This window comes from Megasphaera massiliensis, from assembly GCF_036305205.1.
Lineage (GTDB): Bacteria > Bacillota > Negativicutes > Veillonellales > Megasphaeraceae > Megasphaera > Megasphaera massiliensis.
Genome location: NZ_JAXIXE010000009.1, coordinates 83,436 through 94,913 on the forward strand (window position 1 = coordinate 83,436; position 11,478 = coordinate 94,913).

The 11,478-nt window shown below is 51.2% G+C and carries 11 protein-coding genes; 3 read left to right on the forward strand and 8 right to left on the reverse strand.

Annotated elements, in window-relative coordinates; genetic code table 11:
* Positions 1 to 11 precede the first annotated feature (11 nt).
* The 7 genes from miaB to trmL form a co-directional block, all read right to left on the reverse strand.
* Positions 12 to 1,340 carry a tRNA (N6-isopentenyl adenosine(37)-C2)-methylthiotransferase MiaB gene (miaB, locus tag UCI88_RS01785; RefSeq protein WP_256179947.1) on the reverse strand — a complete coding sequence of 443 codons (1,329 nt, stop codon included), beginning with the start codon at positions 1,338 to 1,340 and terminating at the stop codon, positions 12 to 14.
* Positions 1,341 to 1,554: 214 nt separating this feature from the next.
* Positions 1,555 to 2,679, reverse strand: a complete 1,125-nt coding sequence (locus UCI88_RS01790) for a DUF362 domain-containing protein (RefSeq protein ID WP_065360555.1) — start codon at positions 2,677 to 2,679, stop codon at positions 1,555 to 1,557.
* Between the two features lie 126 nt (positions 2,680 to 2,805).
* Positions 2,806 to 4,617 carry a translational GTPase TypA gene (gene typA, locus UCI88_RS01795; protein ID WP_044504127.1) on the reverse strand — a complete coding sequence of 604 codons (1,812 nt, stop codon included), beginning with the start codon at positions 4,615 to 4,617 and terminating at the stop codon, positions 2,806 to 2,808.
* Positions 4,618 to 4,811: 194 nt separating this feature from the next.
* Complete coding sequence (locus UCI88_RS01800) at positions 4,812 to 6,119, reverse strand: L-cysteine desulfidase family protein (RefSeq protein ID WP_044504128.1); 1,308 nt, start codon at positions 6,117 to 6,119, stop codon at positions 4,812 to 4,814.
* Between the two features lie 235 nt (positions 6,120 to 6,354).
* Complete coding sequence (gene murB, locus UCI88_RS01805) at positions 6,355 to 7,281, reverse strand: UDP-N-acetylmuramate dehydrogenase (protein WP_044504129.1); 927 nt, start codon at positions 7,279 to 7,281, stop codon at positions 6,355 to 6,357.
* Positions 7,274 to 7,618 (reverse strand): YlbF/YmcA family competence regulator, encoded by a 345-nt coding sequence (locus UCI88_RS01810; protein ID WP_044504130.1) that lies wholly within the window; start codon positions 7,616 to 7,618, stop codon positions 7,274 to 7,276. Before UCI88_RS01810 ends, murB begins: the two co-directional genes overlap by 8 nt.
* A gap of 38 nt (positions 7,619 to 7,656) precedes the next feature.
* A complete protein-coding gene (gene trmL, locus UCI88_RS01815; protein WP_065360854.1) occupies positions 7,657 to 8,145 on the reverse strand; it encodes a tRNA (uridine(34)/cytosine(34)/5-carboxymethylaminomethyluridine(34)-2'-O)-methyltransferase TrmL in 489 nt (162 codons plus the stop codon).
* A 158-nt stretch (positions 8,146 to 8,303) separates the two neighbouring features.
* Between trmL and UCI88_RS01820 the strand changes: the two genes are divergently transcribed.
* From UCI88_RS01820 to fliB, 3 genes are all read left to right on the forward strand, one after another.
* On the forward strand, positions 8,304 to 8,732 hold the full coding sequence (locus tag UCI88_RS01820) for a hypothetical protein (protein ID WP_065360853.1): 429 nt from the start codon (positions 8,304 to 8,306) through the stop codon (positions 8,730 to 8,732).
* Positions 8,733 to 8,757: 25 nt separating this feature from the next.
* Positions 8,758 to 9,423 (forward strand): metal-dependent hydrolase, encoded by a 666-nt coding sequence (locus tag UCI88_RS01825; protein ID WP_044504133.1) that lies wholly within the window; start codon positions 8,758 to 8,760, stop codon positions 9,421 to 9,423.
* 70 nt (positions 9,424 to 9,493) lie between these two features.
* Positions 9,494 to 10,378 (forward strand): flagellin lysine-N-methylase, encoded by an 885-nt coding sequence (gene fliB, locus UCI88_RS01830; RefSeq protein ID WP_256179944.1) that lies wholly within the window; start codon positions 9,494 to 9,496, stop codon positions 10,376 to 10,378.
* 71 nt (positions 10,379 to 10,449) lie between these two features.
* Here fliB and UCI88_RS01835 read toward each other — a convergent pair whose 3' ends face one another.
* Complete coding sequence (locus UCI88_RS01835) at positions 10,450 to 11,304, reverse strand: polysaccharide deacetylase family protein (RefSeq protein ID WP_225069692.1); 855 nt, start codon at positions 11,302 to 11,304, stop codon at positions 10,450 to 10,452.
* Between the last annotated feature and the right edge of the window lie 174 nt (positions 11,305 to 11,478).

Below are 11,478 nucleotides of genomic sequence, written 5' to 3' on the forward strand. Positions count from 1 at the left end.
TCTCACCTTCCTTAGTGTACTAAGTGGCCTTTGAGAACCCATGTCTGACCTTTATCGACAGCCACGGGGACGGTATCGCCGATGGCAACAGTTCCGTCATTTTCCCAGATGATCATCTTATTGCCCGTCGTCCGACCAAACCAATGATCGGCATCGTTCTTCGTCGGACCTTCGACGATGACGTCGTAGACCTGATTCTCCATTTCTTTATTTTTCTGCAAGCTGTATACGTTTTGGACATCCATCAGACGCTGCAGGCGGCGGCTCTTTTCGTCCTGCGGGATTTGGCCTTCCATCGTCGCTGCCGGCGTTCCCGTCCGCGGCGAATAGATGAAGGTATAGGCCATATCATACTGGACGCGTTTTAAAAGGTCCAGCGTATCCTGGAACATGGCTTCCGTTTCTCCCGGGAAGCCGACGATGATATCCGTCGTCAGGACCAAATCGGGCATGCGCTTTCTGGCGTAGTCGACAAGTTCTAAATAATGTTCCGTCGTATAGCCGCGGTTCATCTTCTTTAAGAGTTCATCGGACCCGCACTGAATGGGCAGATGCATGTGATTGACGATTTTTTGGCTTTCGGCAATGGCGTCGATCATGGCAAAGGTCATGTCCTTGGGGTGACTTGTCATGTAGCGGACCCGCTCGATGCCGTCAATGGCGTCGACAGCCTTCACGAGTTTGGAAAAGTCCGTGCCGTCCTTTAAATCGAGACCGTAGGAATTGACATTCTGGCCGAGAAGGGTGATTTCCTTATAGCCTTCGGCAGCAACTTTCTTGATTTCTTCGACGATGGCATCAATGGGACGGCTCACTTCACGGCCCCGGACGTAAGGAACGATGCAGTAGGTACAGAACTTATTGCAGCCGTTCATGATGGGAATCCAGGCAAAGAAATTCTGAAAGCGCTTGACCGGCATGTCGTGAAAGGCCGGCAGACTCATATCGGCTTCCATGTAGTGAGCCTTTTTGCTGTTCCGCTTTTCAATGAGTTCGATGAGCTTGTGAATGTTGTGGGTCCCAATGACCAAATCGATATGGGGTGCCCTTTTAAAGAGCTTATCCTGCCATTCCTGAGCCATGCAGCCGGTGATGGCGATGATGAGATCGGGATTCTTGGCCTTCAAATGCTTGAATTCCCCGATTTTCCCCAAGGTCTTATCTTCCGCCGTTTCCCGGACGCAGCAGGTGTTGACCAAGATGACGTCGGCCATGTCGAGGTCTTCCGTATGGTGGTAGCCTAAGGCTTCCAACTGGCCTGCGTAGTGCTCACTGTCCGACACATTGGCCTGACAGCCGTAGGATATAATATGATAAAATTGATTGCGCTGAAAATCCATGTATGTCTCTCCATTTTTATAAAATCGTAATTTAGGTTTACATTACATGATAGCATATATCAGTATCCTGTGGCAAGAAAAAAGGAAGGGCCTCCTTTCCTACCAGATGTGCCTTTTGCCCCGCGTCATAAAGCGGTCCCGTGGGCCGAAAAAGCCCCTATAAGCCGGCGTGACTTATAGGGGCAAAGTACCTGGGGAGACAGGTTATGTGTACTTAATGAACGGTAACTAATTCGTATTCCCGCGTACCCAAACCGATTTTTTCCGCATGTTCCAAGGTCGTCTTCCAGTCGACGTTGGGATTGCTGTCGAGGAAATGATCGTGGTGGTGATGCCAATCGGGCTGAGCTAAATGATCGGACAGCTGGCTGTTGGCCATGGGCGTCGCCTTCTGACAGGCATCGACACAGGCCTGGTCGAGGGCTACCGGGTCAAAGGACGCAAACATGCCGATATTCGGCAGAATGGGGGCGTCGTTTTCAGCATGACAGTCACAGTTCGGAGAAATGTCCATGACCATGTTGATATGGAAGCACGGACGATCCTGACAGACAGCCTGAGCATATTCGGCCATTTTGCGGTCGAGTTTTTCATTGGCGTCCCATTCGACAGTCTGGATGGCGTCAAAGGCACAGGCACCGATGCAGCGACCGCAGCCCTTGCACAGTTCCTGGACGATATGAGCTACATTGTTTTCATAGATGATGGCATCCGAGCCGCATTCTTTGGCGCAGCGATGACAGTTGCGGCACAGGCTTTCGTCGACAACGGGTTTGCCTGACGAATGTTGTTCCATCTTACCGGCACGGCTGCCGCAGCCCATGCCGATATTTTTAATGGCACCGCCAAAGCCCGTCGATTCATGACCTTTGAAGTGAGCCAGGCTGATGAAGACGTCGGCATCCATAATGGCCCGGCCGATTTTAGCCGTTTCGACGTATTCGCCGTTTTTAACGGGGATTTCAACTTCATCTGTACCGCGGAGACCGTCTCCAATGATGATCTGACAGCCTGTCGTCACCGTGTTATAACCATTGAGGTTGGCACAGTCCATATGTTCCAGGGCATGTTTACGACTGCCCGGATAGAGGGTGTTGCAGTCCGTCAAGAAAGGACGACCGCCCAATTCTTTAACGACGTCAGCAACGGCTTTGACGTACTGCGGACGCAGGGATGCCAAACAGCCCAGTTCCCCGAAATGGAGTTTGATAGCAACGAATTTGCCTTCAAAGTTGATATTTCCGATGCCGGCCTTCTTACAGAGTTTCTGCAGCTTCTGTAAATTGTTCGTTCCCGGATGACAACGAAAATCGGTAAAATACACTTTTGATTTTTCCATAACCTTACCTCCTACCATAAATGACCTTAAACGGTTCTTTTTCATTATACGCCTTAGAGCATGCTCAAAGTCAAGAAAAAAGAAGGCTTACTGCAAGTGCAGCAAACCTTCTCTTCATAGGCTGTATTACTGGCCGCGGCGCATAGCCTTTTTGCGGTCGTGTTTGTCGAGGATAGCTTTGCGGATACGGATGCTCTGCGGCGTAACTTCGACGAGTTCGTCGTCATTGATCCATTCCAAAGATTTTTCAAGGCCCATATCCTGGGGCGGCGTCAAGCGCAGGGCTTCGTCCGATGCCGAAGAACGGGTGTTGGTCAAGTGCTTCTTCTTGCAGGGGTTGACATCGATGTCGACGTCGCGGTTGCTTTCACCGACGACCTGGCCGAGGTAGATTTCTTCGCCCGGCTTAATGAACATCGTGCCGCGGTCCTGGAGGTTGAAGATACCGTAGCCCGTCGTCGTGCCCGATTCGAAGGCGACTAAGCTGCCGCGCGTACGGCCCGGGATGTCGCCCTTCCAAGGAGCATAGCCCTGGAAGACATGGTACATGATGCCGTTGCCCTTGGTAGCCGTCAGGAATTCACTGCGGAAGCCGATGAGGCCGCGGGCCGGAATGATGAATTCCAGGCGGGTGTAGCCGGAAATGTCGGTCATATTGACCATTTCCGCTTTACGGGTACCGAGTTTTTCCATGACAGCGCCCATGAATTCAGGCGGAACGTCGATAGTGAGCGCTTCCAGCGGTTCGCAGCGCTGGCCGTTGATTTCTTTCGTAATGACGCTGGGCTTACCGATCTGGAGTTCGTAGCCCTGACGGCGCATTTCTTCGATAAGGACAGCGATGTGGAGTTCACCACGGCCCGATACTTTAAAGGCATCGGCGCTGTCCGTTTCTTCGACGCGGAGGGATACGTTGGTCTGGATTTCGCGGAACAAGCGGTCGCGAAGGTGACGGCTGGTGACGTATTCCCCTTCCTGGCCGGCGAAGGGGCTGTCGTTGACGTAGAAAATCATGGACAAGGTCGGTTCGTCGATGTCGATGCGCGGCAAGGCTTCCGGATTCTGCGGGTCGGTGACGGTTTCACCGATCTTGAGGTCGGAAATACCGACGATGCAGGCAATTTCGCCCATGCCGGCTTCTTCCTGTTCGACGCGCTTCAAGCCTTCATAGGTGTAAACGCGGCCGATCTTAGCCTTGCGCTGGCTTTCGCCGTCAGTGACGACGACGTTCTGGTTGGCACGCATCTTGCCGCGGACGATACGGCCGATGGCGATTTTACCGACATAGTCGTCGTAGTCGAGGGTCGTAACCATGAACTGGAGCGGGCCTTCGAGATCGCCCTTAGGAGCCGGGCAGTATTTAATGATCGTATTGAACAAGGGTTCGAGGTTGTCGCTTTCTTCATCCATAGACGTTTTGGCAATGCCGTCACGGCCGTTGGCGTAGACAACCGGGAAATCGAGCTGTTCGTCACTGGCGTCGAGTTCCATGAACAGTTCCAAGACTTCGTCTTCGACTTCCGATACGCGGGCACCGGGTTTGTCGATCTTATTGATGACGACGATCGGCTTCAATTGCTGTTCCAAAGCCTTTCGCAAAACGTATTTCGTCTGCGGCATGGGGCCTTCAAAAGCGTCGACCAGCAAAAGTACGCCGTCAACCATATTCAGTACGCGTTCAACTTCGCCGCCAAAGTCAGCATGCCCCGGCGTGTCGACGATGTTGATCTTGACGCCTTCATGCATGACCGATGTATTTTTGGATAAGATTGTAATGCCTCGTTCACGTTCGATGTCTCCCGAGTCCATGACCCGTTCTTCTACCTTTTCATTCGAACGGAAAACATGGCTCTGTTTAAGCATGGCATCGACGAGAGTCGTCTTACCATGGTCAACGTGAGCGATAATGGCAATGTTTCTAATATCTGTGCGTTCCATCTAATATCCTCTCTCTCATATAACAACATAGTTATAAACTAGGTTAGTATAGCACGAATAGAAAAAATTGTCCATGTTTTCAAGGCGCCGGCATTAATTTTACATCTTTACCCAAATTTTAATTAAGAAAAGCAAAACAGCACGAAAGGCCGTTCTAATCTCGCCTTTCGTGCTGTTTGAAGTAGATTTATTTCTTATGCTTGATTCTTGTGGAGCATGATTTCCAGGACTTCATCGTCGGTCTGCTGCATCCCCTTCGTCGCCAAGAAGCCGACATTTCTGAGACATTCATCCGCCGAATTAGCGACAAGACCGTCAGATCCGGCCACCCGCACGTCGCTGAGGGCTAAGAGGACCGCTTCATAAGCACTGGTAACCGAGGCCAGGACCTTCATGCCGCAGCTGTTGGCAGCGCCGTCACAGACCATGCCGACAACAGAACCTGACATGGTCGCTATGGTCTTTTCAATAGCGCCTAAGGGGTCGTCGTCGGCTAACAGCCAGGCCATGGCGGCAGCAGCTCCCATAGCAGCCGTAACGGTCGCACAGAAGGCCGAGAGTTTAGGTAGGAAACTGTGGGCATAGATGGCAACCATACTGGACAAGGCCAGGGCACGGACTCTTTTTTCTTCATCGACTTTTAAAAAGTCAGCCACGACCGTGACCGGTTCAGTTGCAGCAATGCCCTGATTTCCCGATCCGGAATTGGTCATAGCCGGAAAAGCAGCCCCGCCCATCCGCGCGTCGGAGGCGGCAACGGAGCGGATGCGGATGGCCTGCATCAAGTCGTCGGCCAAGAGACCTTTTTTAATCATTTGCTGCAGACTGTAACCTACCTTGAGACCGTACATCCCCGTGAGGCCTTCTTTCGACAAGTGGTCGTTGAGGCGTTCCGCTTCTATCAAGAAAGCGATATCCCCATAGGGTACGCGTTCAGCAAAATCGACGATATCGGCCAACGTCAGGCCATTGAGGAAGGCAATCTTGGGATCTTCTTCGCTGCCGGCCTCGACGCGTTCATCCAGAATCGGCCGACCGTCTTTTTCGATATAAACGATATTCGTGTGGTCGTCGACGATGATGACCTGTACCCGATGGTTTTCACCATATACAACGGCTTCGGCATAGAGCACATGAGGCGTATTGTCTTTGACGGAAACGGTGATCTTACCGTCAGCGACGTATTTTTTCCCGAGAGTCACGACGTCCGGCGTCAGATGCTGCAGCACCTGAAGACCGGCATCGGCATCGCCGCCGAGGGCGCCGACAGCAGCCGCAATGGCAAGGCCCGGCATGCCCGTTCCCGGCACGGTGACGCCCATGCCGTTTTTCATCAAATTGGCTGACACCAGTCCGTCGATAAAGCGCACCGGTTCACCAAGTTCACGGGCAGCGACCGCCGCCGCGTAAGCCAGTGCAATCGGCTCGGTACAACCCGTCGCCGGCGTTACATCCGTTTTTATGATATCGATCATTTGCTTCCACACAGCCATCTTATCCATGGTACTAACCTGCCTTTTTCATAGATTTCCCCGCACCCCGTCTTTATAATATTATAATAACATTTTATTCATGCTCATACAACATAAGACGATTTGATTCCCCTTTCGGAAACCGGCCTAAAAAAAGCACAAAAAGGCAGCCTCCCGCCAACCGTTATGCCACCGAAAGGGACATGACAACTGAGGGTAAACTGCCTTTCCATATACATTTTTCAAACAAACCACGGATGACTGCTTAATCTTCCCCGATGATACGGACTTCTGTTTCCAAATGGACGCCATGGGCCTGTTCGACCCGAGCCTGCACTTCATGGATGACGTTGAGGACGTCCTTGGCCGAGGCATGCCCCGTATTGACGACGAAACCGGCATGTTTCGTCGATACTTGGGCATCGCCGCAGGACAGGCCTTTTAAGCCGGTCTGGTCGATGAGGGTCCCGGCAAAATATCCCGGCGGCCGCTTAAAGGTACTGCCGGCACTGTGCATCTCGAGGGGCTGCTTGCTGCGGCGGCGATGCATGAGATCGTCCATCTTGGCCTGGATTTCGTCGCCCTTGCCGCTGCGCAGGGTCAATTCGACTTCGACGACGAATTCCTGAGACTTCTGGAATCGGCTTTGGCGATAAGAAAAGCCGAAGTCCGGTGCTTCATAGGTACGGACGCTGCCTTTGCGGTCTACGACGCGTACCCGCGACACAACATGGCTCATTTCGCCGTCGTAAGCGCCGGCGTTCATGAATACGGCCCCACCGAGGGTTCCCGGAATGCCGCAGGCAAATTCCATCCCTGTCAGGCCATTTTCCTGAGCGAACTGGCAGACGTCCTTTAACATGTATCCGGCACTGGCCAAAATTTTACGGTCATGGCAGGCCAAGGTCTTTTTCAAGGACTGCAGCTGAATGACGACGCCGCGGATGCCGCCGTCGCGGACAAGGACGTTGGACCCGCCGCCGAGAACAGTGACAACCAAATCTAATCGCCGAGCAGCCCGGATGGCCAAAGACATTTCCTTAACCGATTCGGGCAGCACTAATACATCTGCCGGACCGCCGACGGCAAAAGTCGTATGTTCGCTCATCGGTTCGTTCAGCAGAATCCGTCCTGTGGGAATGGATTTACTTAATTCTGAGACAAAAGTCGTCAGTGCATATTTATTAATCAAGGATGCTCATTCCTTCTGCCATTGCATTTTGAATAATCTGAAATACTTCACCGGCCATACCCTGCCATTTGTTGTAATGGGTCAAATATTCTACAGCCGTTTCATTTCGTTTCACCAATTCGGCTTTCTGATTCAACAGTTCGATTTTCTTGCGGATCGGTTTATCTCCCATCGACTGGGCATAGGCGAGCTGTGCCTGGAGCATCAGAAAATCACGGACCAGCTTCTTGGTCTTTTCGTCGCTGTTAAGCTTCTCACCGGCAGCGAGAAGGGCCTTATATTCTTCACAATCCTGAATGACACCGGCCAATTCATGAGCCTTATCATAAATTTCCACGTTTTACACCTCATTATTCTAAAAATAGAGGGCCTTGACTATCGAAGATTCTTAATGCCAATGCCGCTCTTGGCCAAGCCCGGGAAACCGAGCTGACGCATAGCTTCATAGGATACGATGGCGACGGTATTCGACAGGTTGAGACTCCGTGCGTCTTCTACCATGGGAACCCGGAAACAGCGTTCAGGATTGGCCTTTAACAGGTCTTCCGGAAGGCCTTTTGTTTCCTTGCCGAATACGAGAAAGTCGTCTTCTTGGAACTGGATATCGGCGTAACACTGTTCCGATTTCGTCGTTAAATAAAAAAAGCGATGCTCCTTATATGTATCCAGGACTTCCTGAAAATTTTCATGGACCCGGACGTCGACGAGGGACCAGTAATCGAGTCCTGCCCGTTTTAAGTGCTTATCATCAATGGAAAACCCTAGAGGCTTTACCAAGTGCAGTGAAATATGATTGGCTGCACACAACCGGGCGACGTTGCCCGTATTGCCGGGAATTTCCGGCTCTACCATTACGATATGCATGTTATATCACTCTCCAATGGATATTGTACAGGATTTATACAGGAAGTACAAGAGGAACATTGCGTTTATGACTTTTTTATGGTACACTTATGAATAATAGTTATTGTTTAATAGAAATACAGTTTTTCTGTAAATTTTTTAGAAAGAGGTGTCTTTTTATGGACAATTTTGACAACATTGCTCAGTACCCTATGTATTTCGCTCCCGGCTGTAGATTGCTGCAGCTGCAGCCCCAGATGGTTTCCGAAGTCTATGACTACCTGCGTCAGCTCTTCGGCAGCAAAATGCATCTCTACACCCGCTGCTGTTTCCTCGACGACGCCAACCAGCACAACGACGAAGCCGTCTTCATCACCTTATGCGATACCTGTTTCAAAATCTATGGCGAAACCTATGCCAACCTGCATATGCGCGACTTCTGGAACGTCTATGACGAATATAAAGACGTCTATCCTCTCGGCGCCAAAGAAGACGAACTCCGCAAGACCTTGAAGAACACCTTCTGTGGCTCGCTCCCGCAGAAACACGTCAAGGATTGGCTCGAAGAATGGAAGAAATGGAGCTTGAACAGTACAGAAAAAGACTGATTCGTCTTTAGGAGCAGAGGCTATCATGAAATTTAACTACTATGGTCATTCCGCATTCACCCTTTCTGATGACGTTACGACGATTCTCTTTGATCCGTTCATTACCGATAATCCTTGGACAGACATCTGTCCTACTGATATTGCCTGTCAATACATCATCATCACCCACGGTCACGGCGACCACTACGGCGATGCTGAAGCCATTGCCAAAGCAAATGACGCAACGATTATCAGCACGGCAGAAATCGCAAACAAAGCGGCTGATGCAGGCTGTAAGGCTCATGCCATGCACGTTGGCGGCAGCGCTTCCTTCCCCTTCGGCAAGGTGCGGCTGACTCCGGCCTTTCACGGCTCGGGCATTGCAGGCGGACTGGCCTGTGGTGTCATCGTCGAATTCGGCGGCAAACGCGTCTATTTTGCCGGCGACACGGGCCTCTTCTCAGATATGAAAATTCTCGATCGCTTCGGTCAAATCGATTGCGCCGTCCTGCCCATTGGCGACAACTTCACCATGGGCATGGAGGATGCGGCCCTGGCAGCCTTATGGGTGCAGCCCCATTTCGTCATCCCCATCCATTACAAGACCTGGCCGATCATCGAAGCCGACCCGCAGGAATACAAAAAACTGACGGAAACGAAGTACAACATTCCTGTACAGGTCGTAGATCCGGGAACGACATATGAATTCTAGCTTTCAAAAAAGGAGCTGTTACGGCAGCTCCTTTTTTTGTCTCCCTGTCACCTAGAAAGGACGCCTTCTTTTGATTATTCCTGATTTTTATCCCCATTTCCGCTGTAAGGCCGGCGACTGCCGCCATACCTGCTGCAAAGGCTGGGAAATCGACATCGACGACACCACCGCCGCGTACTACCAGGATCTCCAAGGTCCGTTAGGCGAGGCCATCCGACACCATATCGAAGAAGGCCCTGATGCTTGGCACTTCGTCCTGACCGAAGACGAGACCTGTCCCTTCCTTCGTACGGACGGACTCTGCCGGCTCATCTTAGAAGGTGGCGACACCATCCTCTGCGATATCTGCCGCCTCCATCCCCGCTTCTTTGAATGGCTTACCGACGATGCCGGCCAAGAGTACCAACTCGGCGGCCTGGGCCTTGCCTGTGAAGCGGCCTGCGAACTGCTGCTAAAAGAACGTGCTCCCCTTTATTTCTTTGACAGTGAGGACCCGTCGACGCTTCGGACCTTGGGCAGCCTCTTACAGGATATTGGCTGCGACCTGCCAAAAGACCTCCTGATTTATGAGCCCAACCCATCAGAAAGCGCCAGCGAACGTCTCTTAGCTATTTTTTCTGAAACCGAACCTATCGACGAGGCTTGGACAGCAGCGCTTATGGCACTAAAAACGAAGCGGCCGGAAAGAGAAACCGTACAGGCATCCATCACACGTGACAAGGTCTTATACCAGCGGATATACGATTATATCTTTTATCGTCAGCTGGAAACCTTTGCCGATTCCCCCATAGAAACCCTTGCCTGCTATGCAGCCCGCAATACGGATTTTATCGCCCTTACGGCAACCGCCTCGGGCGATCTTCCGGAAGCCCTCCGCCGCTGGTCAGAACAAATCGAATACGATACAGACAACGTAAGACGCCTAAAGGATGCCGTCCTTACGGGCAGACTGTAGACGACACAGACAAAAACCCCGGTTCCAGGATGTACCTGAAACCGGGGTTTCATTGTCAAAGAAGGTTCCTACTATGGTTCGGGAATGTGCTGGGCCAAATCTTTGGTGATTTCGATATGGCTGAAATATTGGTGGCTCTTCCACAAAAGAGCACTAAAGGCACTGAAGGTCAGGCGGAACCGGAAATGGTTGAAACTGATAGGTCCCTCAAACAGCGGGACGCGGTCGAGGTCATAAGGGTCGTCCCAGGGAAAATCGCGGCCCGTATTAACCGTAAAGGCATAGCGGTATCCGGCTTCTTTCGTTTCCTCCATGACCATATCATTATACTTCCCTTCCGGGAAGGCGATGAACTCACAAGGCTTGCCCGTCGCCTTTTCGATGGCGGCTTTAGAGGCCTGCAGCTCATACCGTGCGCCCTGGCGGTCAAAGCTGGTCAAGGGCTTATGACTCATCGTATGGGATCCGAATTCCATGCCGTCAGCCGCCATTTCATGAACCTGGTCCCAAGTCAGATAGCCCGGCGTTCCCACGAGGTTGATGATGAGGAAGATCGTCCCCCTCATGTGATACTTCTTCAAGATGGGATAGGCGTCTTCATAATTGTCGACGTAGCCGTCATCAAAGGTAATGAGGACCGGCCGGTCGGGCAGGTCGCCTTCGCCCCGCATATAGGCGTCGAACTGTTCCAAGGTAATAGCATGGTAGTCGTTGTCATGAAGGTACTTTATCTGTTGTTCAAAATCGGCAGGCTTCATGGTCAGGACTGTATTGAACTTATTATTTACCTGGTGATAGTTCAAGACAGGCACACCGGTCAGATGATAGTTGGTCGAACCGAAATACCAAAAGGAAAACACACCGATGAAGAGGACCAAGACGGTAAGGATGACGCCAATGATCCAGGAACATATTTTTTTCACCATAAGACTTCCTTTATTTTTTCATTTTTTCTGCGGGGTTGATTGTATAATGAATTCGGACATATAAAAAAAGACATAAACGGAGATCTCTGTTATGATAGATTCACCACAAAACACCATTAGGAGGTCTCCGCCATGTCTCATGTCCATTCTACCATATCTAAACGCTCTTTTAAA